General features: G+C 59.5%; 23 protein-coding genes and 1 pseudogene. 14 read left to right on the plus strand and 10 right to left on the minus strand.

Features of this window, described 5'->3' with window-relative positions; genetic code table 11:
* Positions 1–8: 8 nt before the first annotated feature.
* Positions 9–311, minus strand: coding sequence for a zinc ribbon domain-containing protein YjdM (locus AGR13A_RS06225; protein WP_035217595.1), 303 nt, complete (start codon positions 309–311; stop codon positions 9–11).
* Between the two features lie 82 nt (positions 312–393).
* Here AGR13A_RS06225 and AGR13A_RS06230 point away from each other — a divergent pair, with 82 nt between their 5' ends.
* The 3 genes from AGR13A_RS06230 (at position 394) to gatA (ending at position 3,048) form a co-directional block, all read left to right on the plus strand.
* The gene (locus AGR13A_RS06230) at positions 394–1,098 is read left to right on the plus strand and encodes a metal-dependent hydrolase (RefSeq protein ID WP_035217592.1); all 705 of its coding nucleotides are present in this window, start codon (positions 394–396) and stop codon (positions 1,096–1,098) included.
* Between the two features lie 127 nt (positions 1,099–1,225).
* Complete coding sequence (gene gatC, locus AGR13A_RS06235; protein WP_003496362.1) at positions 1,226–1,513, plus strand: Asp-tRNA(Asn)/Glu-tRNA(Gln) amidotransferase subunit GatC; 288 nt, start codon at positions 1,226–1,228, stop codon at positions 1,511–1,513.
* 53 nt (positions 1,514–1,566) lie between these two features.
* Complete coding sequence (gatA, locus tag AGR13A_RS06240) at positions 1,567–3,048, plus strand: Asp-tRNA(Asn)/Glu-tRNA(Gln) amidotransferase subunit GatA (RefSeq protein WP_080834215.1); 1,482 nt, start codon at positions 1,567–1,569, stop codon at positions 3,046–3,048.
* 58 nt (positions 3,049–3,106) lie between these two features.
* Here the strand turns inward: gatA and AGR13A_RS06245 are convergent, their stop codons facing one another.
* On the minus strand, positions 3,107–3,364 hold the full coding sequence (locus AGR13A_RS06245; RefSeq protein ID WP_003521470.1) for a YjhX family toxin: 258 nt from the start codon (positions 3,362–3,364) through the stop codon (positions 3,107–3,109).
* Between the two features lie 317 nt (positions 3,365–3,681).
* Between AGR13A_RS06245 and AGR13A_RS06250 the strand changes: the two genes are divergently transcribed.
* Positions 3,682–4,191 (plus strand): GNAT family N-acetyltransferase, encoded by a 510-nt coding sequence (locus AGR13A_RS06250; RefSeq protein ID WP_080834216.1) that lies wholly within the window; start codon positions 3,682–3,684, stop codon positions 4,189–4,191.
* On the opposite strand, the gene AGR13A_RS06255 is transcribed toward AGR13A_RS06250, so the two are convergent.
* The gene (locus AGR13A_RS06255) at positions 4,188–4,505 is read right to left on the minus strand and encodes a DUF1294 domain-containing protein (RefSeq protein ID WP_167377523.1); all 318 of its coding nucleotides are present in this window, start codon (positions 4,503–4,505) and stop codon (positions 4,188–4,190) included. The two genes, AGR13A_RS06250 and AGR13A_RS06255, sit on opposite strands and share 4 nt — an antisense overlap.
* Before the next feature lie 151 nt (positions 4,506–4,656).
* Between AGR13A_RS06255 and gatB the strand changes: the two genes are divergently transcribed.
* The 5 genes from gatB (at position 4,657) to AGR13A_RS06280 (ending at position 8,382) form a co-directional block, all read left to right on the plus strand.
* The gene (gene gatB / locus AGR13A_RS06260; protein ID WP_080834218.1) at positions 4,657–6,162 is read left to right on the plus strand and encodes an Asp-tRNA(Asn)/Glu-tRNA(Gln) amidotransferase subunit GatB; all 1,506 of its coding nucleotides are present in this window, start codon (positions 4,657–4,659) and stop codon (positions 6,160–6,162) included.
* A gap of 174 nt (positions 6,163–6,336) precedes the next feature.
* Positions 6,337–6,834, plus strand: a complete 498-nt coding sequence (locus AGR13A_RS06265; protein WP_035217585.1) for a GNAT family N-acetyltransferase — start codon at positions 6,337–6,339, stop codon at positions 6,832–6,834.
* Positions 6,831–7,304: a GNAT family N-acetyltransferase gene (locus AGR13A_RS06270; RefSeq protein ID WP_080834220.1), complete on the plus strand. Its 474-nt coding sequence runs from the start codon at positions 6,831–6,833 to the stop codon at positions 7,302–7,304. Before AGR13A_RS06265 ends, AGR13A_RS06270 begins: the two co-directional genes overlap by 4 nt.
* Before the next feature lie 109 nt (positions 7,305–7,413).
* The gene (locus AGR13A_RS06275) at positions 7,414–7,812 is read left to right on the plus strand and encodes an NADH:ubiquinone oxidoreductase subunit NDUFA12 (RefSeq protein WP_003521463.1); all 399 of its coding nucleotides are present in this window, start codon (positions 7,414–7,416) and stop codon (positions 7,810–7,812) included.
* Between the two features lie 132 nt (positions 7,813–7,944).
* Positions 7,945–8,382, plus strand: a complete 438-nt coding sequence (locus AGR13A_RS06280) for a DUF2155 domain-containing protein (RefSeq protein ID WP_035217582.1) — start codon at positions 7,945–7,947, stop codon at positions 8,380–8,382.
* 15 nt (positions 8,383–8,397) lie between these two features.
* Here AGR13A_RS06280 and aat read toward each other — a convergent pair whose 3' ends face one another.
* The 5 genes and pseudogenes from aat to AGR13A_RS06305 form a co-directional block, all read right to left on the minus strand.
* A complete protein-coding gene (aat, locus tag AGR13A_RS06285; RefSeq protein ID WP_080834221.1) occupies positions 8,398–9,012 on the minus strand; it encodes a leucyl/phenylalanyl-tRNA--protein transferase in 615 nt (204 codons plus the stop codon).
* A 6-nt stretch (positions 9,013–9,018) separates the two neighbouring features.
* Positions 9,019–10,365, minus strand: a complete 1,347-nt coding sequence (gene accC, locus AGR13A_RS06290; protein ID WP_080834223.1) for an acetyl-CoA carboxylase biotin carboxylase subunit — start codon at positions 10,363–10,365, stop codon at positions 9,019–9,021.
* Positions 10,366–10,377: 12 nt separating this feature from the next.
* Complete coding sequence (gene accB / locus AGR13A_RS06295) at positions 10,378–10,866, minus strand: acetyl-CoA carboxylase biotin carboxyl carrier protein (protein WP_080834224.1); 489 nt, start codon at positions 10,864–10,866, stop codon at positions 10,378–10,380.
* Positions 10,867–10,891: 25 nt separating this feature from the next.
* Positions 10,892–11,329: a type II 3-dehydroquinate dehydratase gene (aroQ, locus tag AGR13A_RS06300; protein WP_035217571.1), complete on the minus strand. Its 438-nt coding sequence runs from the start codon at positions 11,327–11,329 to the stop codon at positions 10,892–10,894.
* 125 nt (positions 11,330–11,454) lie between these two features.
* Positions 11,455–12,221: pseudogene (locus tag AGR13A_RS06305) on the minus strand (DsbA family protein).
* 173 nt (positions 12,222–12,394) lie between these two features.
* On the opposite strand from AGR13A_RS06305, the gene AGR13A_RS06310 reads away from it, so the two are divergent.
* Positions 12,395–13,552, plus strand: a complete 1,158-nt coding sequence (locus tag AGR13A_RS06310; RefSeq protein WP_167377524.1) for a pyridoxal phosphate-dependent aminotransferase — start codon at positions 12,395–12,397, stop codon at positions 13,550–13,552.
* Positions 13,553–13,581: 29 nt separating this feature from the next.
* Here AGR13A_RS06310 and AGR13A_RS06315 read toward each other — a convergent pair whose 3' ends face one another.
* Positions 13,582–14,265: an ArsR/SmtB family transcription factor gene (locus AGR13A_RS06315; protein WP_080834228.1), complete on the minus strand. Its 684-nt coding sequence runs from the start codon at positions 14,263–14,265 to the stop codon at positions 13,582–13,584.
* A gap of 74 nt (positions 14,266–14,339) precedes the next feature.
* On the opposite strand from AGR13A_RS06315, the gene AGR13A_RS06320 reads away from it, so the two are divergent.
* From AGR13A_RS06320 to AGR13A_RS06330, 3 genes are all read left to right on the plus strand, one after another.
* Positions 14,340–14,666, plus strand: a complete 327-nt coding sequence (locus AGR13A_RS06320) for an NIPSNAP family protein (RefSeq protein WP_080834230.1) — start codon at positions 14,340–14,342, stop codon at positions 14,664–14,666.
* The gene (locus AGR13A_RS06325) at positions 14,663–15,022 is read left to right on the plus strand and encodes an antibiotic biosynthesis monooxygenase family protein (protein WP_080834231.1); all 360 of its coding nucleotides are present in this window, start codon (positions 14,663–14,665) and stop codon (positions 15,020–15,022) included. Before AGR13A_RS06320 ends, AGR13A_RS06325 begins: the two co-directional genes overlap by 4 nt.
* A gap of 131 nt (positions 15,023–15,153) precedes the next feature.
* On the plus strand, positions 15,154–15,858 hold the full coding sequence (locus tag AGR13A_RS06330; RefSeq protein ID WP_080834233.1) for an SDR family oxidoreductase: 705 nt from the start codon (positions 15,154–15,156) through the stop codon (positions 15,856–15,858).
* A gap of 184 nt (positions 15,859–16,042) precedes the next feature.
* Here AGR13A_RS06330 and AGR13A_RS06335 read toward each other — a convergent pair whose 3' ends face one another.
* Positions 16,043–18,967, minus strand: a complete 2,925-nt coding sequence (locus AGR13A_RS06335) for an Rne/Rng family ribonuclease (RefSeq protein WP_080834235.1) — start codon at positions 18,965–18,967, stop codon at positions 16,043–16,045.
* A gap of 645 nt (positions 18,968–19,612) precedes the next feature.
* Between AGR13A_RS06335 and AGR13A_RS06345 the strand changes: the two genes are divergently transcribed.
* Complete coding sequence (locus tag AGR13A_RS06345; protein ID WP_080834237.1) at positions 19,613–20,875, plus strand: N-acetylmuramoyl-L-alanine amidase; 1,263 nt, start codon at positions 19,613–19,615, stop codon at positions 20,873–20,875.
* The last annotated feature ends 133 nt before the right edge of the window (positions 20,876–21,008 follow it).

Here is a 21,008-nt window from a genome sequence, read left to right on the forward strand (position 1 = left end):
GCGCTGCCCTATCGTTTGCGGACGAATTCGGTGCGCAGCACCAGACCCTTGACGGCCTCATGCCTGCAATCGATCTCTTCCGGATTGTCGGTCAGACGGATGGATTTGATCACGGTGCCCTGCTTGATGACCGTGCTGGTGCCCTTGACCTTCAGATCCTTGATCAATGTCACGGAATCGCCATCTGCAAGGAGATTACCTGCGGCATCGCGGACTTCATTTGCGCGCGATGCCTCGGCGGCCAGTTCGGAAGCGGGCCGCCATTCGCCGGTCGCTTCGTCATACACGTATTCGTCATCATTCGCGGCCATTGTCGCCTCTCTGAAATACCGGTAGTGCGGTTGTAAGGCCGTCCTATGTCACACTATGTCGGCAACACGAAGGAGAAAGTTCATGAAAATCACCTGGCTCGGCCATTCCGCCTTCCGCCTCGAAAATGGTGGCGCGAAGATCCTCATCGATCCGTTTTTCACCGGCAATCCCGGTTTTGCCGGGCAGGACGGGAAGGCGGCTGCCGAAGGTATCACCCATATTCTCCTCACTCACGGCCATGGCGACCATGTGGGCGATACCGTCCAGCTTGCCCGCGAGACGGGCGCGACGGTTCTTGCCAATGCCGATCTCGCCGCCTGGCTTTCGACCAAGGGTGTGGCAAAGGTCGATATGGGCAATACTGGCGGCACAGTGCATTTCGACGGCTTTTCCGCCACCTTCACCAATGCGCTGCATTCCTCGGCGCAGATCACCGAGGATGGCGTCTCGCATTCGCTTGGCAACGCCAATGGCCTGATGCTGCATTTTGAAGATGGCCCGACCGTCTACCACATGGGCGATACGGACATCTTTTCCGACATGAAACTCATCAACGAATTGCATCAGCCGGATATCGGCCTGGTGCCGATCGGCGACCGTTTCACGATGGGTGGCGCCGTGGCGGCGCTGGCGTGTCAGCGTTTCTTCAAGTTCGAAAATGTAATCCCCTGCCACTATGGCACCTTCCCGATCATCGACCAGACCCCGGATAAGTTCGTGGCAGGCATGGAAGGATCGGAAGCGCGCGTCCACACGCCCAAGCCGGGCGATGCGCTGTCCTTCTGACCTTTCGCTTTTACGCATGTCGTGACGGCAAAACCGTTACACAGTTTGATGCGACATGCTTTCTACCGTTGCGAATGGCGGACATGGTGATTATAGCGGGTAGGAAAATTCTGACCGGAGTAGAACCATGTCCGTCGATCTCGCCACCGTAAAGCGCGTTGCGCGCCTTGCCCGTATCGCAGTCAGCGAAGAAGAAGCACAGAATATGCTCGGCCAGCTGAACGGCATTCTCGGTTTCGTCGAGCAGCTTTCGGAAGTGAATGTCGACGGCGTCGAGCCGATGACCTCGGTGACCCCGGTGGAGATGAAAAAGCGTGCCGACGTGGTGACTGACGGCAACAAGGCGGAAGACATTGTCGCCAATGCGCCTGCGACCGACCGGGACTTCTTCATGGTCCCGAAAGTGGTCGAATAAGCGACCGCCTCCGCCGCCCGATTTTTCCAAGATTTCGAAAGCCGTTGCCGACCATGACCGACCTGACGAGCCTGACCATTGCCGAAGCCCGCGAAAAGCTGAAGGCCAAAGAATTTTCCGCCCTCGAGCTGACCGACGCCTATCTCTCCGCCATCGATGCGGCGAACGGCGCGCTGAACGCCTATGTCGCCTTGACGCCTGAAAAGGCGCGCGACATGGCGAAAGCCTCCGACGACCGCATCGCCGCCGGCAAGGCTGGCGAGTTGGAAGGCGTTCCGCTTGGCGTGAAGGACCTATTCGCCACCCGTGACGTGCACACGCAGGCGTGTTCGCACGTTCTCGACGGCTTCAAGCCGAAATATGAATCCACCGTCACCCAGAACCTCTGGGATCAGGGCGCCGTCATGCTCGGCAAGCTCAACATGGACGAATTCGCCATGGGCTCGTCCAATGAAAGCTCCTGGTATGGCCCGGCCATCAACCCGTGGCGCGCCAATGGTTCCGACCAGAAGCTGGTGCCCGGTGGCTCCTCCGGCGGTTCGGCCGCAGCCGTGGCCGCGCATCTGTGCGCCGGCGCCACCGCGACCGACACCGGCGGCTCCATCCGCCAGCCGGCGGCCTTTACCGGCACCGTCGGCATCAAGCCCACCTATGGCCGCTGTTCGCGCTTCGGCATCGTCGCTTATGCTTCCTCGCTCGATCAGGCAGGCCCGATTGCCCGTGACGTGCGTGATGCCGCGATCCTGCTGAAGACCATGGCGAGCGTCGACGCCAAGGATACGACCTCCGTCGACCTGCCGGTGCCGGATTACGAAAAGGCCATCGGTCAGTCGCTCAAGGGCCTGAAGATCGGTATTCCGAAGGAATATCGCGTTGACGGCATGCCTGAAGAAATCGAAAAGCTCTGGGCCAAGGGCGTCGAGTGGCTGCGCGATGCCGGTGCTGAGGTCGTCGATATCTCGTTGCCGCACACCAAATACGCGCTGCCTGCTTACTACATCGTCGCGCCTGCGGAAGCCTCGTCCAACCTTGCCCGTTATGACGGCGTCCGTTACGGCCTGCGCGTCGACGGCAAGGACATTGCCGACATGTACGAAAAGAGCCGCGCCGCCGGTTTCGGCAAGGAAGTGCAGCGCCGCATCATGGTTGGCACCTATGTGCTGTCCGCCGGTTATTATGACGCCTATTACCTGAAGGCGCAGAAGGTCCGCACCCTCATCAAGCGCGATTTCGAAAACGTCTTCCACGAAGGCGTCGACGCCATTCTGGCGCCGATCACCCCGTCTTCCGCCTTCGCAGTCGGTGACGAGGAACTCGCTTCCGATCCGGTGAAAATGTACCTGCAAGACGTTTTCACCATCACCGTCAACATGGCCGGCCTTCCGGGCCTCTCGGTTCCGGCCGGCCTCGACGGCAAGGGTCTTCCGCTCGGCCTTCAGCTCATCGGTAAGCCCTTTGAGGAAGAAACGCTGTTCAAGACGGCGCATGCCATCGAGCAGGCAGCCGGCAAGTTCACGCCCACCAAGTGGTGGTGAGTGGATTCACCAAGCTCTCTACACGAACGGGCGGCATCAAATGCCGCCCGTTTGTTTTTCATCGATTGTCCAGCTCACCCCGCACCAGTTCCAGACCGCGCGTCGTGATGCGGTAAGGCTTGCCGCCGGAAGAAGCGATGGCTCTCTTCCGTTTCAGTTTGCGGAAGGTGAGGAGATCGAGGCCGCTGAAAATCCAGCCGTCACGCGTATAGAGCGCGAGTTTTTCGATTTTGTGGGCGTCGTCTCGTACGAGTTCAATTCTGCCGCCCTGGGCGAGCAGGTGCAGAATGCGCTGTTCGGCGCGGGAAATGTCCATTTTTTGGAAGTCCGGTCGGCGTCATATAGACGCGTGAAAGCAAATCCGGGTGCCGTTAAGGCATCCGGCTCGGTTTCAGCATGGCCCGGCGCGCAAGAAACTTGCGGGCAGGGCCTTTACCGGGACTCCGATTGAGCGAACATAAAAACTCCTGACTTGCGCCTTTTGGTTAGCGGGCGAAGCCGTTGCGGTCAAGTCCGGCGTTTTCGCATCCTCCGCCGCGCGGGCGGTCGCATGGATCGAGATTGCGTCTCAGGGCTACACTGGCAGAATCGCGCTACCGGTGCTTTACTTCCTCCAGCCATGGAGGGCGCGGTTTGATCGTCATTCGCAATGCGTATGAACAGGAAGCGGAGGTTCTGGCGGCCATTGGCCTCAGGGCATGGCGACAGGCAACCGCGGCTCTCGGCATCACCCCGACCCTTTACGACAATGCAGCCAGCGCCTTTTCCAATTTTACCCGCTCGTCATGGTTGGCGATCAGGGTGGCGGTGTTTGGCGGCTCGGTTGCGGGTTGGGCGGCGCGGGAGCATTTCGACGAGACGATTTCCGATTTCTGGATCGATCCTGATTTTCATCGCAGAGGTGTCGGCAGCCACCTGCTGGGCGATGTCGAAAGGCTGATAGAGGACAGGGGTTTCGAGACCATCCGGCTTGAAACCCACGCCCAGAATGAGCCGGCCGTCGCCTTTTTCCGCCACCATGGCTACAGCGTCCGCTGGCTCTCCATCTCCTATGCGCCGAAGCTCGATCGCGAGGTGCAATCGGTAGGCCTGCAGAAGCAATTGGCCGAGGTCGAGAGCGGTCTTTATGGGCCGGCTTTCTAGGATAGAGTTTGCAGAGCGCCCACCAGCCGCATCGGCCAGTCCGGCATGATGGCGAGCGATGCGACAAGGCCTAGCTGCAATATCACGATCGATATCAGAATGCTGCGGAAGGGCTCCTTGCGCGTTTTATGCCGCAGCAGCCGTTGTGCCGAGATTGCGCCCAGGCTGCCGCCAATCAGCGCAAGCGATAACAGCGTGCTTTCCCGGATGCGCCATGCGCCATTTCTCGCCGCTTCCTTGTCCCGCCAATAGACAAGAAAGACGAAAAGATTGAAGGCGATATAGGTCATGAAACAGAGAGCGATCGTCACCATGACGTGAATTGAAACCGCGAAGCGTAAAAAACCCGTATCCTGTATCGGCGAAAATCCCGGGCCTGGCGTGAGAGGGCGCAACATGTCTTGCGCCCGCGCTCCATTTGTTCTACCCACCAAGGCCAAAGAACCCGTATATCGTGAGCTTCAGATGACCCTTGTAGACGTGCGCACCCCCGACCCGAAACGCTTCATTCCCGGCGCCACCGGCGATTGGGAAATCGTGATCGGCATGGAGGTACACGCGCAGGTTCTCTCCAATTCGAAGCTGTTTTCCGGCGCTTCTACCACATTCGGCAATGCGCCGAACTCCAACGTATCGCTGGTTGACGCGGCCATGCCCGGCATGCTGCCCGTCATCAACGAGGAATGCGTCCGGCAGGCGGTTCGCACCGGCCTTGGCCTGAAGGCGCAGATCAACAATCGTTCGATCTTTGATCGCAAGAACTACTTCTATCCGGATTTGCCGCAGGGCTACCAGATTTCGCAGTTCAAGGACCCGATCGTCGGCGAGGGCACCATCACCATTTCGCTCGGTCCGGACCGTCAGGGCAATTTCGAGGATATCGAGATCGGCATCGAACGCCTGCATCTGGAACAGGACGCCGGCAAGTCCATGCATGACCAGCACCCGACCATGTCCTTCGTGGACCTGAACCGTTCGGGCGTGGCGCTGATGGAAATCGTCTCCAAGCCGGACATGCGCTCGTCGGATGAGGCCAAGGCCTATCTCACCAAGCTGCGTTCCATCGTGCGTTACCTCGGCACCTGCGACGGCAATATGGATGAAGGCTCGATGCGCGCCGACGTCAACGTCTCCGTGCGCCGTCCGGGCGAAGGTTTCGGCACGCGCTGCGAAATCAAGAACGTCAACTCCATCCGCTTCGTCGGCCAGGCCATCGAATATGAGGCTCGCCGCCAGATCGCCATTCTGGAAGATGGCGGCGTCATCGATCAGGAAACCCGCCTGTTCGATCCCGGCAAGGGCGAGACGCGGTCCATGCGCTCCAAGGAAGATGCGCATGATTACCGTTATTTCCCCGATCCGGACCTCTTGCCGCTGGAGTTCGACGATGCCTTCGTGGAAGCGCTGAAGGTCGACCTGCCGGAACTGCCTGACGACAAGAAGGCCCGTTTCGTGGCCGATCTCGGCCTGTCGGTCTATGACGCCTCGATCCTCGTGTCGGAAAAGGCGATTGCCGATTATTACGAGGCCGTCGCCGCCGGCCGCGATGCGAAGGCCGCCGCCAACTGGGTCATCAACGACCTGCTCGGCGCGCTCAACAAATTTGGCAAGGATATCGAGACGACGCCGGTTTCGCCCGAACAGCTCGGCGGTATCATCGATCTCATCAAGGCCGAGACCATTTCCGGCAAGATCGCCAAGGACCTGTTCGAAATCGTCTGGAACGAAGGCGGCAATCCTGCCGAAATCGTCGAGACGCGCGGCATGAAGCAGGTGACGGATACCGGCGCCATCGAAAAGGCCGTGGACGAGATCATCGCCGCCAACCCGGATCAGGTCGAGAAGGTGAAGGCAAAGCCGACGCTCGCCGGCTGGTTCGTCGGTCAGGTCATGAAGGCGACGGGCGGCAAGGCCAACCCGCAGGCGGTGCAGGCGCTGGTGAAGGCCAAGCTCGGTATCGAGGAAGAGTGATAAGGAAGCATGCCTCTTGCACGGCGTCATGGTCGGGCTTGACCCGACCATCCACGGCCTGCGGATGCATGGATCCTCGGCTCTTGGGCCGAGGATGACGTTGAGTATCGAAATTCGACATCACTTCTGCCGGGATCAACGCCCGGCATTTCTGTTTCAAGACGGAGCCAGATCATGTTTTTCATCCGCACGGCAAGCCAGCGCGATATCGAACCCGTCCGGGCGTTGCTCGCCACGACATGGCATGCGACCTATGACGCCATCTACGGCGCGGACAAGGTGAATGAGCTGATTGCCGCTTGGCATTCGCCACAGGCCATGAAGGACCGTATCGAAAAAAAGGGCGGCGAGTTTCTGGTGGCCGATGACGGCAAGCGGATTGGCGGCATGGCCTATGGCTCCATGTCCACCAAGATGGCGAAGACGGCCCTGCTACACCAGCTCTATGTCGCGCCCGACCTTCAGCGGCAGGGCGTCGGCCGCGATCTCTTCGCCGAACTCGAAACCTGCTTTCCGGATGCGGAAATCATGCGTCTTGAAGTCGAGCCTAAAAATACTGTCGCAATCGCCTTTTATGAAGGCGTCGGATTTGTCGAGGTTGACCGAATCGAGCGCATGGCGGGCATCGAGGGGTTGCCTGGCATTGTTATGGAAAAGAGCCTGACCCGATGAATGAGACATTGCAGAAGCTGATCATCCGCACGGCGCGCGAAGACGATCTTCCCGCACTCGCCGCCATTTTTGCCGCTGACGAGATCGGCGGCCACGGGGATACGGCGGAAGAATCGGCGCAGCCGGACTATCTCGCCGCTTTCCGTGCCATCGAAGCGTCGCCGAGCGAAACGCTCTATGTGGCGGAACTGGATGGCGAGGTGGTCGGCACCTTCCAGACGGCGATCCTGACCAAGCTCGTCGGGCGAGGGGCGAAGTCCATGCTGATCGAAGCGGTGCAGACCCGCGCCGACATGCGCGGTCGCGGCATCGGCGCGGTGATGATCAATCATTGCCTGGAAGAAGCCCGCCGTCAGGGCCTGAACGCTGCGCAACTGACGTCCAACATGGCCCGGCTGGATGCGCATCGCTTTTATGAGCGGCTGGGTTTCGAGAAGCGGCATTTAGGCTTCAGGATGAAGCTGAAATAGCGCGGATATATCTCGAAATGCTGGACAATTGCCGTGAGGGGCGGCATAAGCATGTCTTGTGCCGTGCACGGAAAATCGCTGCGGCGCATTCAAGCCCGAGGAACGTAGAATGAAGACTCTCCTGACGCAAATCTTCACCTGGTGGAACGGCCAGACGATCGGAACGCGGTTTCATACCTGGCGTTTCGGCAAGAAGGTAGGACAGGACGAGTTGGGCAATACCTATTACGAAGGCGGCACAACCTCCTGGGGCATGCCGCGCCGCTGGGTGATCTATAACGGTTATGCCGAAGCGTCGGCCATTCCGCCCGGCTGGCATGGCTGGATGCATTACCGCACCGACGTGCCGCCGAGCCAGGAAAGCTACGTTGCGCGCGACTGGCAGAAGCCGCATCAGCCGAACCTCACCGGTTCGTCCAAGGCCTACCGTCCTCAGGGATCGTTGGCCGTGGCTGGCGAGCGCCCGCGCGTGACCGGCGACTACGACGCCTGGACACCCGGCAACTAAGCATCTTGTGATGCGCGGTGTTGTGCAAAACACCGCGCTTGCATCCGGCCTCACCGGTTTTTGCCACATTCCGCCCTTAGGCGTTGATCCGGTCGGCAGTTCGACACAGGCAAATATTTGGAGACATATCGTATGAGGAAAATCACGCGGGATCGTTCTTTGCGTGCGCTGACAGTCTCGCTGTTTGCAGCGGTCTCTGCTGTCATCCTCATTTCGCCCGTTTCTGCTGCTCGTCTCGAAAACCGCGTGGCGGTGTTTTCCGGCATCGACAAGATCACCGGCCGCATCACTTCCTTCGATGTCTATATCGATGAGACCGTGCAGTTCGGTGCGCTTCAGGTAACGCCGAAAGTCTGTTATTCCCGCGACCAGACCGAAACCCAGAAGATCGACGCCTTCATCGAGGTGGATGAGATCACCCTCGATCGTAAGATCAAGCGGATTTTCACGGGCTGGATGTTCGCCGACAGCCCCGGCCTCAACGCCGTGGAACACCCGATCTACGACGTGTGGCTGACGGGCTGCAAGCAGGACTCGGACGTTCCCGCTCCCTCTACGGCAAGCAAATAACCTAACGTAAAGTCTTCAGAATTGCAGGCTGGGCCGGTTGACGGCAAGGTCTAGCATCTTCGCATAATCCTGCTTCGGCACGTCGATTGCGCCGAATGTCTTGAGATGCTCTGTTGTGAATTGCGTATCGAGCAGTACGAAGCCGCTCGCTCTCAGCCGCTCCACCAGATGCACAAGGCAGATCTTCGAGGCATTGGTGCGGCGAGAAAACATGCTTTCGCCGAAAAAGGCGGCCCCGAGCGAGACACCGTAAAGACCGCCGACAAGCTCCTTGCCTTCCCATGCTTCGACGCTGTGGGCATGGCCGATCTGGTGCAGCTCGGTATAAAGCTTGCGAATGGTGGTGTTGATCCAGGTGCTCGGCCTGTCCGGAGCTTCCGCCGCACATCCGGCCATCACCGCTTCGAAGGCGGTGTTGAAGCGTATCTCGAACGGCTTCTTGCGCATCGCCTTGGCGAGACTTTTGGAAATGTGAAAATCATTGAGCGGGATGATGCCGCGAATCTCGGGCTCGACCCAGAAAAGCTCCGGATCGTCAGCCGAATCGGCCATGGGAAACAGGCCGGCGGAATAGGCGCGCAGCAGGATATCGACCGTTATGTCGTTATTTCTGCTGCGCCGCCCAGCCATATCGTCTTAGTGAGACGCGTCACCGGCCAGGTATTTCTCCAGCCAGTGAATATCGTAATCGCCGTTCAGAATATCCTCATTCTGGAGAAGATCCTGGAAAAGCGGCAGCGTGGTCTTGATACCATCAACGACGAATTCGTCGAGCGCCCGACGCAGGCGGCGAATGCATTCGTCACGGTCGCGGCCGTGGACGATCAGCTTGCCGATCATGCTGTCGTAATAGGGCGGAATCTTGTAGCCCTGATAGGCACCCGAATCGACGCGCACGCCAAGGCCGCCCGGCGTATGGAAGTAGGTCAGCGTGCCCGGCGAGGGAACGAAGGTGCGCGGGTCTTCGGCATTGATACGGCATTCGATGGCGTGGCCATGGAATTCGATATCCGCCTGCGTGACCGACAGGCCCTGGCCTGAAGCGACCCTGATCTGCTCCTGCACGAGATCCATGCCGGTGATGGCTTCCGTCACCGGATGCTCCACCTGCAAACGGGTGTTCATTTCGATGAAATAGAACTCGCCGTTTTCATAGAGGAACTCGATGGTGCCGGCGCCGCGATATTTCAGCTTGCGCATGGCGTCGGCGCAAATCTCGCCGATCTTCATGCGTTGTTCGACTGTCAGTGCCGGTGAATTGGCTTCTTCCAGCACCTTCTGGTGACGGCGCTGCAACGAGCAATCGCGTTCGCCAAGGTGAACGGCATTGCCTTCACCATCGCCGAAAACCTGCACCTCGATATGGCGCGGCTTGCCGAGGTATTTTTCCATGTAGACGGCGTCGTTGCCGAAGGCTGCTGCCGCTTCGGAACGGGCAGTCGCTACTGCCTCTTCCAGATCGGCTTCGGTCTTCGCCACTTTCATGCCGCGGCCGCCACCGCCTGCCGTCGCCTTGATGAGAACAGGGAAGCCGATCGTCCGGGCGATTTCCATCGCATTTTCGGGCTTCACTTCACCGTCGGAGCCGGGAACGACGGGAATGCCGAGTTCCTGCGCCGTCTGCTTGGCGGTGATCTTGTCGCCCATGATGCGGATATGTTCGGCGGTCGGTCCGATGAAGGTGATGCCGTGCGCGTCGAGAATATCGGCGAATTTGGCATTTTCCGACAGGAAGCCGTAACCGGGGTGAACGGCGTCCGCACCGGTGATTTCGCAGGCCGCAACGATCTGATGGATGTTGAGGTAGCTGTCACGCGAGGGCGGCGGGCCGATGCACACGCTTTCGTCGGCAAGGCGCACATGCATGGCGTCCGCGTCGGCCGTGGAATGCACGGCCACCGTCGGAATGCCAAGCTCCTTGGCGGCGCGCAGGACACGTAGCGCGATCTCGCCGCGGTTGGCTATGAGAATCTTCGAAACCATGCTGAACCGCCTTTATTCGATGACCACGAGGGCTTCGCCATACTCCACGGGCTGAGCGTCGTTGACGATGATTTCCACGACCTTGCCGGACTTGGGAGCCGGGATCTGGTTCATGGTCTTCATGGCTTCGACGATGAGGATGGTCTGGCCTTCCTTGACGGTTGCACCCACTTCGATGAAGGGACGTGCGCCCGGGGCAGGCGACAGATAGACCGTACCGACCATCGGCGAGGACACGGTATTGGCCGGGTTGCGGGCAGGCGCTGCGGAGGCAGCAGGCGCTGCAGGCGCGGCAACTGCGGGAGCGGCAGCGGGCGCTGCTGCCGGTACTGCGTAGGGGGCGGGCGCCGCGGCATAGACCGTGGCGGGCGGAGCGGCGCGGGAAACGCGGATGCGCAGGTCGTCCTGCTCCACTTCGATTTCCGAAAGGTCGGTATCATTGAGGATATTCGCGAGCTCGCGGATCAGTTCCTTGTCGATACCCTGTTTCTTTTCAGACATGACAAACCCTATTCTTTGTTTCTTTTTATGCCGTGATGTTCTTCAGCGCGTGAAGCGCCATGATGTATCCATATGGTCCGAAACCGCAGACCATGCCCTTCGCCGCCGGTGATACCATCGATTTGTGACGGAACTCCTCGCGGGCGTGGATGTTGGAAATGTGCACTTCCACGACCGGCGTGGAAATCGCGCGAATGGCGTCGTGCAGGGCGATGGAAGTGTGGCTGTAGGCGCCGGGATTGATGACGACGCCCACCGCCCGTTCACCCGCCTCATGCAACCAGTCCACGAGCACACCTTCGTGGTTGGACTGGCGGAATTCCACTGCGAAACCGAGATCGGCACCGGCTTGAAGGCAATCATTCTCGATGTCCTTCAGCGTCTTGCCACCATAGATACCCGGTTCCCTTTTTCCCAGCATGTTGAGATTGGGGCCGTTGATGACGATGATGATGTTGCTCATTCAAGTTTCCATAAGAAAATCAGCGACAGCTATAGACTGCGGAGCCGCCAAGGAAAAGCCCCCGCAAGCCGGAAAGCGCCGGCTTGCCCGGCATCTCACAGGGAATGCAGGGGCTTTTTTGGAAATCAGGAGCAGGTGGCTTTGCCACAGCTGCGCATATTGGCGATTTTTCCTTCAGCGGGTCCGCGCCGACGGCGCCGAAAACCGCCTCGTCGCCGACAATATAGGAGGGGGTGCCGGTGATGCCGAGGCTGGTTGCCAGCTTGTAAGTCTCCTGCACCTGCTCGTCATTGGGGTTTTCCGCCATCGATTTGCGGATATCGGCTTCCTTGAGACCGAGCGAGGTCGCGACTTCCATGGCGCTGTCCTCATTCGCGCGTCCGCGGCCGCCGAGCAGGGTGCGCTGGAATTCGGGATACTTGGCCGGCGCAAGCAGCTTCACGGCATTGGAAACGCGGTGCGCAGCAACCGATTCCGGTCCGAGGATCGGGAATTCCTTGAGGACGACGCGCACCTTCTTGTCGCTCTTGAGGATATTGTCCATGTCGCCCATGGCGCGTTTGCAATAACCGCAATTGTAATCGAAGAACTCGACCAGCGTGACGTCGCCATCCGGGTTGCCGAGCGCCAGATCGAATTTCGATTCGAAGATGGCCTTCTTGTTGTCGGCGACGGCTTCCGCCGCCTTGGCATTGCGCGCCGCATATTGCTTGCGCTCAAGCGCATCCTGAACCTCGAGCATGATTTCCGGGTTCTCGATCAGATATTGCTTGATGAACTCGCCCATTTCCTTCTTCTGCTGCTCGTCGAGCGCATGGGCGGGCAGGGAGGCGAATACCGTCGAAAGGGCCGTCACGCTGGCGAGAAGGGTGGAACGGAGAAAATGCGCCATATCGGTCCTCATTCTGTTCGGCCGAAGCCTCTTGAAATCTTATGAAGGCAATTACCTTACTTTAAGCCAAATGCCATACGGCAAAAATACTTGTCCGCATTATGATCTCATGATTGTGAAGATTGTGATTCTGCGGCAAGTCTCTGAAATACGGTTCAGGAAAGAGCATGCCCTTGATTACGATGTCGAAGCGGAGCGCAGTCGAACCCTTTCACGCCATGGATATCCTGGCGGAAGCGAACAGGCGCAGGCAGGCGGGCCGCCCCGTCATTTCCATGGCGGTCGGCCAGCCCTCGCATCCCGCGCCGAAAGCCTCGCTTGCGGCGGCTGAGGCCGCGCTGAAACACGGGCGCATCGGTTACACAGACGCACTGGGTCTGCGCGAGCTGCGCGAGGCGATTGCCGGTCACTACCGGCTGCGCCACCAGGTCGCGATCGATCCGGCCCGCATCGCCGTGACCACGGGCTCATCTGCCGCCTTCAATCTCGCTTTCCTCAGCCTTTTCGATGCGGGCGACCATGTTGCCATCGCAAGACCCGGCTATCCGGCCTATCGCAATATTCTGAAGGCGCTCGGCCTCAATGTCGTGGAAGTGCCGGTCACCGCCGAAACCGGTTATACGCTGACGCCTGCAAGTCTGGAGCGGGCGGAAACGAAAGCCGGCTGCAAGCTGAAGGGCGTGCTTCTGGCAAGCCCGGCCAATCCGACCGGCACGGTTACCGGCCGTGAGGCGCTGAAGCGGCTGGCGAGCTATTGCGAAAGCCGCGACATGGCTTTCATTTCCGATGAGATCTATCACGGCCTTACCTTTGTCGGCGAAGAGACGAGCGCGCTCGAAATCACCGACAATGCCGTGATCATCAACTCATTCTCCAAATATTATTGCATGACCGGTTGGCGCATCGGCTGGATGGTCCTGCCCGAAAATCTGGTCAGGCCGGTCGAGTGCCTGGCGCAGAGCCTTTATATTTCACCGCCCGAGCTGTCACAGCTGGCGGCGATGGCGGCCTTTTCGGCAGCGGAGGAACTGGATGTTTACCGGGAAAGCTACCGTACCAACCGCGATTTCCTGATGGCGCGCCTGCCGGAAATCGGCCTGCCGCTTGCATCCCCGATGGATGGTGCTTTTTACGCCTATGTCGATACCAGCCGTTTTTCCAATGACAGCATGGATTTTGCCAAGCGCATGCTGGCGGAAATCGATGTGGCAGCGACGCCCGGCATGGATTTCGATCCCGAGGAAGGCCACAGGGCGCTGCGCATTTCCTATGCGGGTTCCGTGTCGGATATAGCCGAGGCTGTGGGACGTATTGCCGGCTGGCTGAAATAAGCCGTCGGCTCTCCTGTTCACATAAAGGATCAGGCGGGTGCGCAGCTGAAAGTGCTGTTAAACGCCTTTTCGCCCTTGGCAGTGAAGGTCAGCACACGGCCGTTTCCGCGCCGCAGCCAGTCCCGCTGCTGCATCGCCTCAAGCAGCGATGCGCCAAGCCCGCCGCCGAGATGATGGCGGCGTTCGCTCCAGTCCAGGCAATGCAGGCAGATCGGACGTCGGGCTTTTTCGAGCGGCGAAAGGTCGATGCCGAAGCTTGAGAAGAAATCACGCCCGCTCTCCGTCAGGGCGGGATCGTCGCCTGACGTCACGAGCCCTTTTGCGGTGATGGCGGCAAGCAGCGTCACACCGCTCTCCCCGGCCAGATGATCGTAGCAGATGCGCGCTTCCCGCAACGCCTTGTCCTTCGGTCCCGTGCGAACGCGGACCGCGCCCGTACGCTGGGCAAGACCCATAAGCGCTTCCAGAACATGCGCCACATCCTCATCGGAAAGACGGAAATAGCGGTGACGCCCCTGTTTTTCCGCTTTCAGGAGTTGCGCCTCGGAGAGCTTCGACAGATGCCCACTGGCGGTCTGCAGGGTCACACCGGCGGCTTCGGCAAGCTCGCTTGCGGTCAGCGCACGTCCGTCCATCAGCGCGGTTAGGATGTTGGCGCGGGCAGGGTCACCGATCAGCGCGGCGACATTGGCGATCAGGGGTCCGTCTTTCATGCTTCGATGGTAACCGAAGCATTGATGCAAGGCAATGGCGTAAAAGAAAGAGGTAAACCACGAGGAGACAAACGATGCTGACCTGTTTCATCCGCTACGAGATCGATCCTTTCAAGGTCGACGCCTTCGAACGATATGCCCGCACATGGGGTGAGGCGATACCGCGCTGCGGGGCCGATCTGATCGGTTATTATGCGCCGAAGGAGGGATCGAGCACGATTGCCTACGGTGTCTACAACATCGAAAATCTTGCCGCCTACGAAGCTTACAGGGCAAGGCTCGCCGTCGATCCCGCGGGGCGGGACAACTACGAATTCGCCCGCCGTGAGCAGTTCATCCGCCGCGAGGACCGGCTTTTTCTGCGCCTCGCCTCCGCTCCGCGTACCGGAGGCGGACAATGATCGCCGTCATCTTCGAGGTCTGGCCGGCTAAAGGCGAGAAGCAGCATTATCTCGACATCGCGGCAGGCCTGCGGGCTGAACTGGAAACCATAGATGGCTTCCTATCCGTTGAACGGTTTCAAAGCATCGGCAATCCGGACAAGATGCTCTCTCTGTCCTTCTTCCGGGATGAGGAGGCGGTGAGGGCATGGCGCAACACCCTGCCACATCGCGCCGCACAGTCGCTGGGCCGGTCCGGTGTTTTTTCCGATTACCGGCTGCGTATCGCGCAGGTGATCCGCGACTATGGCCTGGAGGAACGGGAGGAAGCGCCAGTCGACAGCCGGAAAGCCCATCCGGCAGAGGGAACAGCTTAGGCTGATGTATCCAGCATCAGTTTTTCTGCATGCCGCTGCAAGGCTTTCTGGTTCGAACTCGCCTTTGAAACCCGTTATAGATGGGCCAATGTGGTGCGGGACACCCTTAAGATTGGACAAGGAGAAAAGCGATGTCGGCAGAAAAAGTAGCGATTGTAACGGCAGGCGGCAGCGGCATGGGGGCTGCCGTGGCGAAACGTCTGGCCGCGGATGGCTACAAGCTCGCAATCCTGTCTTCGTCCGGCAAGGGAGAGGCGCTGGCGCAGGAGCTGGGCGGCATCGGCGTCACCGGCTCCAACCAGTCCAATGACGATCTCCAGCGGCTCACGGATCTGACGCTCGAAGAATTCGGCCGCATCGATGTGCTGGTCAACAGCGCCGGCCATGGCCCGCGCGCTTCCATCCTCGATATCACCGACGAGCAATGGCATACGGGTCTCGATGTCTATCTGATGAACGTCATCCGCCCAACGCGGATCGTGGCGCCTGTCATGGTGAAGCAGAAGGCGGGCGCGATCGTCAACATCTCGACCGCCTGGGCTTTCGAGCCGAGCAGCATGTTCCCGACCTCGGCCGTGTTCCGCGCCGGCCTTGCCTCTTACACGAAGATTTTCGCCGATACCTATGCGGCCGATAATGTGCGCATGAACAATGTGCTACCCGGCTGGATCGACAGCCTGCCGTCGACGGAGGAACGCCGCGAGAGCGTGCCGATGCAGCGTTACGGCAAGAGCGAGGAAATCGCCGCCACCGTGGCATTCCTTGCCTCTGAGGGGGCAGGTTACATCACCGGCCAGAACATCCGCGTCGATGGCGGCCTGACGCGGTCTGTTTGACGGGCGGGCATCCTCAAACCCTCATTCCTGTGACAGGCACAGGGATGAGGAAAGGAGAGCGACCACAAAAAAGGCCCCTCAACCGACGCAATTAGAGGCCCAAGCATAAAAAACGCTCGTTATTGCACCACCAAAAGCAAAACGCCCGCAACATGGTTGCGGGCGTTTTTTAATCCAGTTTCTATCAGAAGAAACCCTTGCGCTGCCACCAGCCGCCCTTGCGCGGCTTCGGCTCCTCACCATCGGGATTTGCCGTCGTACCGGAGGAGGTCACAACCGGCTCCGAACTGGAGACGTTGCTACCCCGGTTCGCGCGGACTTTCTCTTCCGTTGTGGGCGCTTCCGGTTGAGAAGCCAGATCGGCCGAGGCTGCACCGACTTCCTCGATAGCGACATCAACGACGGTCGCTTCGACGATTGCCGGCTCAACGGCCACTGGCTCGACCGTTTCAACGGCTTCTGCCTTCGGTGCCTCTTCCGTTTCCGTCTTGGCCTTCGCCTTGCGGGTGCGGCGCGGCTTTTTCGGCGCTTCTTCTTCAACGATGTCAGCGACAACGCCTTCCACCACCTCGGCAGCGATCGGCTCTTCGGTGACCGGAGTTACGGCGGAGGCCTCTTCGCTTTCACCTTCCGTCTCGCCTTCGTCGCCAGCTTCGGTGCCTGCGGCATCGAGAGCCTCGTCTTCGGCGCGGTTGCGGCGGCCGCCGCGCTTGCCGCGACGACGGCGCTTGCGCTTGCCGTCCTCATCGGATGTTGCAGCTTCGCTTACGCCGTTTTCATCGGCTTCCACTCCGGCCTCATCGGTTTCGACGCTATCGTCGTCGTCCGAATCGTCGCCTTCGTTTCCGGCCTCGGCATCAAGCGCACCGTTCTGTTCGTTTTGTCCGCCCTTGCCACGACGGCGGCGGCGACGCTTGCGCTTGCGCTTGCCGTCCTCGCCATTGTCGCTCTGCTGTGGCTGCTGGCGCGGCTCGGCGCTCTGGGCCTTGACGATTTCTTCCTCGTCTTCGTCCTCTTCCACCTCGGCGACGAAATCGTCTTCCTCTTCCACGAAGTTCGGAAGCATCTGGATGAGGCTTTCGATCTTCACCGGATTTTCAACGGCTTCACCGCGATCAATGGCGAAATGCTGCGCGCCGACGCTCGAATCGGCGGCGATGATGATCGACACGCCGAAGCGGCCTTCATAATCGACGATCGTGCCACGCTTGTGGTTGAGCAGGTAAAGCGCCGTTTCCGGTGTGGTGCGAACGGTGATGTTATGCGTCGTGTTGCGCAGCAGATATTCCTCGATACCGCGCAGAACATGCAGCGCAATGGAGGATTCCGAACGTACATGGCCCGTGCCGCCGCAATGCTGGCAGACCTGGGTGGTCGATTCCAGCACCGAAGCGCGGATGCGCTGGCGCGACATTTCCAGAAGGCCGAAATGCGAGATGCGGCCGACCTGGATGCGCGCGCGGTCGTTCTTCAGGCAATCCTTGAGCTTCTTTTCGACAGCGCGGTTGTTGCGCTTTTCTTCCATGTCGATGAAGTCGATGACGACAAGACCGGCAAGGTCGCGCAGGCGCAGCTGGCGCGCCACTTCTTCCGCCGCCTCGAGGTTGGTCGTCAGCGCGGTTTCCTCGATGGAGTGCTCGCGAGTCGAACGGCCGGAGTTGACGTCGATGGAAACCAGAGCTTCCGTCTGGTTGATGATGAGGTAACCACCGGACTTCAACGTGACCTGCGGCTGCAGCATCCGGTCGAGCTGGGCTTCGATGCCGGAGCGCGAGAAGATCGGGTGAATGTCGCGGTAAGGCTGAACCACCTTGGCATGGCTCGGCATCAGCATCTTCATGAAGTCTTTGGCTTCACGATAGCCTTCTTCGCCTGAAACGATGATCTCGCCGATATCCTTGTTGTAGAGATCGCGGATCGAGCGCTTGATCAGCGAGCCTTCCTCGTAAACGAGGCAGGGAGCCGTGGAATTCAGTGTCAGCGTGCGGACATTTTCCCACAGGCGCATCAGATATTCGAAGTCGCGCTTGATCTCAACGCGGGTGCGGTTGGCGCCTGCGGTACGCAGAATGACGCCCATGCCCTGCGGAACCTCCAGATCGCGCGCGATTTCCTTCAGGCGCTTGCGGTCGGTCGGCTGGGTAATCTTGCGGGAAATGCCGCCGCCGCGCGCCGTATTCGGCATCAGCACGGAATAACGGCCAGCAAGCGACAGATAGGTGGTGAGTGCGGCACCCTTGTTGCCGCGTTCTTCCTTGGCCACCTGCACCAGAAGGATCTGGCGGCGCTTGATGACTTCCTGAATGCGATACTGCTTGCGCGGCTTGCGGGCAACGCGATCGGGAACCTCTTCCATGGCGTCTTCGGCGCCGACGGATTCGATCACTTCCTTTTCGTGATGATCGTCGTCATCGTCGTCGTCATCATCGTCATTGCCGCGGCGAAGGCCCTCGACTTCCTCGGAAATCGTATCGGTATCGACCATCGCGGCCATCTCGCCGCCGGTGCTGCCGTCTTCTTCGGCAGAGGCTTCAGCGGCTTCGGCTGCTGCTTCTTCCGCAGTCTTCTTCTTGGCGCGGGGGCGGCGGGTGCGCTTCTTCGGCTTTTCTTCCTCGGCGGGCGCTTCTTCTGCTACGGCCTCGACGGCTGCTTCTTCCGAGACCTCTTCCGCGACGGCTGCGGTTTCTTCCGTAACAACGGTTTCAATGGTTTCGCTCGCGGAAACGATACCAACGTCCGGCTGGTCCACCTGCGAAAGGTCGATCATTGGTGCTGCGGGTTCAGGGGCATCAGCGGATTCGAAGTCGTCGCTGCGACGATGATCCTCGGCTTCCGCTTTCAGGAGGGCCTGACGGTCGGCAAGCGGAATCTGGTAGTAGTCCGGATGGATTTCCGCAAAAGCGAGAAAGCCGTGGCGGTTTCCACCGTAATCGACGAAGGCCGCCTGAAGCGAGGGTTCAACCCGCGTTACCTTGGCAAGGTAGATATTGCCGCGGATCTGCTTTTTGTGCTCCGATTCGAAATCGAATTCTTCGATCCGGTTCCCACGGACAACGACTACGCGTGTCTCCTCTTCGTGGGAGGCGTCGATAAGCATTTTGTCTGCCATGTAAGCTGTGCTCCTCGGCGCAGCCTTGTTTTATACGAGAACAGGCCCGCCACACGGACGAGCCTTTCATATGAGTGCAAGGATGTGCCGGAAATGAAGTCTCCGGCCGGGCCTCTGTAAACTGGCAGCATCCGGACCGACGGCGAGGCGCTTGGCCTGCTCCTGGTATCCGGTTCATGTGAAAACTGCTGCGACATCATTGGCCAGGCGGAACGACAATAATATATAGACCCCTTGGGATCCGATGAATTTGCTCTCCTCAGAGCGGCGGTGGCATTGCCACCGGGTAGGTCTCCGGCCACGGCCGGAATTGATCCAGTTTCAGGATAAATGTAACGACGGCAGATGATTGCCCGATTTGCAGCGCCAGCGTCTTTTTCGATTGGCAGCCGGCGGGCATCTATCCCGTCAACACTTTTAACCCTCGTCCTTGTTGTATGTTTTCTCTGTCATAATAGCAATAGGCTGGCTAAATATGCCATATTATTGGTGGAATTTCCGGGTTAATAATTGGTTCACCAAGGCCTGCGATTGTGGGGCGCAAACGCGCAAACAAACGTCCGGCGTGGTCGAAATCGTGCCGTTCGCGGTGCTTTTCCGCCCCATTTATCGAAAATGACTGAAATACGGAATTTCTTGAAGACCATGAATTTCACGCGCAGCGCAGCGATATTCGGTGGGGCAGGGCCGCTTGGTGCGCGAATCGCACGGATTGCGGGCGCCTTTTCATTTCTTGTCGCCGCTTATGTTTCCGCGGTTCCCGCTGCGGCCCTGGCCGCCGAGCCGCTTGTCGTCCATCAAGCCCGCATCATCGGCGATGAAGCGCGTACCCGCATCGTTCTCGATTTTGCCGAAGAGCCGGAATTCGACGTTCACTATCTCGATTCGCCCGCCCGCATCGTCGTGGATTTTCCGGCGGTGAATTTCTCTTTTCCGGCATCCGACCTCAAGCCGACGGGCCTGTTTTCGGATATTCGCTTCGGCAGCATGGGGCAAAATAGCGCCCGCATCGTGCTGACGGCGAAAAAACCGGTTCAGGTGGCGGTTGCCGAAACCAAAAAGGGCGATGACGGCGCGTCGTTTCGTTTCGTTCTCGATACGGAGATCACCACCAAGGGCAAATTCGCCGAACTGGTGAAGGAGCAGCAATGGCAGGTGCCGGCCCCTGTCACCACCGCCGCAATCACCCCCGGCGACAAAACATCGCGTCAGGCGGAATTCGTCATAGCGGTCGATGCCGGCCATGGCGGCATCGATGCCGGTGCGACGGGCGGTGCGACCGGCACGGAAGAAAAGGTCATCACGCTCACCTTTGCAAAGGAGCTCGCGGAACGGCTGAACAAGGAGCCGGGTATCAGGGCCTTCCTGACCCGCGAATCCGACACGTTTCTTGCGCTGTCCGAACGGGTGACGATTGCCCGGCAGAATAATGCCAACCTGTTCATTTCAGTCCACGCCGACACCCTGAAGCAGAAGGGTATCCGGGGCGCCACCGTCTACACATTGTCCGATCGGGCATCGGACCGGCAGGCGCAGGAACTGGCGGAGCGCGAAAACAAGTCCGACCAGATCGCCGGTGTGGCCGCCTCCACCGAACCGCCCGAGGTCGCCGATATCCTTCTCGATTTCACCCGTCGTGAAACCCAGGCCTTTTCGGTGACGCTTGCTGAAAACATCGTGTCTTCTTTCGAGGGGCAGATCGGCCTGATCAATAATCCGCATCGTTACGCCGGTTTCATGGTGCTGCGTGCCCATGACGTGCCCTCGGTACTGCTTGAACTCGGTTTTCTCTCCAATGCGGAAGACGAAAAGCTGCTTCTCGATGGCGAATGGCGCGGGAAGGTCGCCGACAGGCTTGCTACGGCGGTCGGACGGTACAGAGCCAAGGCCATGGCGAACGGTGGATGAAGCGCCACCCGGCGATGCAACGCTACTGTTGCCGCCGTGCCGCTTGCAGCCGAAAAGCTGTTCAATTCTTGGGCCTTGCGGACGATTAAGGACGCAAAGCCCTATTTTACTCACATTCGCCGCGTTACTCGGG

Source organism: Agrobacterium genomosp. 13 str. CFBP 6927, from assembly GCA_900012615.1.
GTDB lineage: Bacteria > Pseudomonadota > Alphaproteobacteria > Rhizobiales > Rhizobiaceae > Agrobacterium.

Coding starts and splice junctions, on each gene's coding strand:
- AGR13A_RS06225 (WP_035217595.1), bottom strand. CDS start 311: ATGGCCGCGAATGATGACGAATACGTGTATGACGAAGCGACCGGCGAA.
- AGR13A_RS06230 (WP_035217592.1), top strand. CDS start 394: ATGAAAATCACCTGGCTCGGCCATTCCGCCTTCCGCCTCGAAAATGGT.
- gatC (WP_003496362.1), top strand. CDS start 1,226: ATGTCCGTCGATCTCGCCACCGTAAAGCGCGTTGCGCGCCTTGCCCGT.
- gatA (WP_080834215.1), top strand. CDS start 1,567: ATGACCGACCTGACGAGCCTGACCATTGCCGAAGCCCGCGAAAAGCTG.
- AGR13A_RS06245 (WP_003521470.1), bottom strand. CDS start 3,364: ATGGACATTTCCCGCGCCGAACAGCGCATTCTGCACCTGCTCGCCCAG.
- AGR13A_RS06255 (WP_167377523.1), bottom strand. CDS start 4,505: ATGGTGACGATCGCTCTCTGTTTCATGACCTATATCGCCTTCAATCTT.
- gatB (WP_080834218.1), top strand. CDS start 4,657: ATGACCCTTGTAGACGTGCGCACCCCCGACCCGAAACGCTTCATTCCC.
- AGR13A_RS06265 (WP_035217585.1), top strand. CDS start 6,337: ATGTTTTTCATCCGCACGGCAAGCCAGCGCGATATCGAACCCGTCCGG.
- AGR13A_RS06270 (WP_080834220.1), top strand. CDS start 6,831: ATGAATGAGACATTGCAGAAGCTGATCATCCGCACGGCGCGCGAAGAC.
- AGR13A_RS06275 (WP_003521463.1), top strand. CDS start 7,414: ATGAAGACTCTCCTGACGCAAATCTTCACCTGGTGGAACGGCCAGACG.
- AGR13A_RS06280 (WP_035217582.1), top strand. CDS start 7,945: ATGAGGAAAATCACGCGGGATCGTTCTTTGCGTGCGCTGACAGTCTCG.
- aat (WP_080834221.1), bottom strand. CDS start 9,012: ATGGCTGGGCGGCGCAGCAGAAATAACGACATAACGGTCGATATCCTG.
- accC (WP_080834223.1), bottom strand. CDS start 10,365: ATGGTTTCGAAGATTCTCATAGCCAACCGCGGCGAGATCGCGCTACGT.
- accB (WP_080834224.1), bottom strand. CDS start 10,866: ATGTCTGAAAAGAAACAGGGTATCGACAAGGAACTGATCCGCGAGCTC.
- aroQ (WP_035217571.1), bottom strand. CDS start 11,329: ATGAGCAACATCATCATCGTCATCAACGGCCCCAATCTCAACATGCTG.
- AGR13A_RS06315 (WP_080834228.1), bottom strand. CDS start 14,265: ATGAAAGACGGACCCCTGATCGCCAATGTCGCCGCGCTGATCGGTGAC.
- AGR13A_RS06320 (WP_080834230.1), top strand. CDS start 14,340: ATGCTGACCTGTTTCATCCGCTACGAGATCGATCCTTTCAAGGTCGAC.
- AGR13A_RS06325 (WP_080834231.1), top strand. CDS start 14,663: ATGATCGCCGTCATCTTCGAGGTCTGGCCGGCTAAAGGCGAGAAGCAG.
- AGR13A_RS06330 (WP_080834233.1), top strand. CDS start 15,154: ATGTCGGCAGAAAAAGTAGCGATTGTAACGGCAGGCGGCAGCGGCATG.
- AGR13A_RS06335 (WP_080834235.1), bottom strand. CDS start 18,967: ATGGCAGACAAAATGCTTATCGACGCCTCCCACGAAGAGGAGACACGC.
- AGR13A_RS06345 (WP_080834237.1), top strand. CDS start 19,613: ATGAATTTCACGCGCAGCGCAGCGATATTCGGTGGGGCAGGGCCGCTT.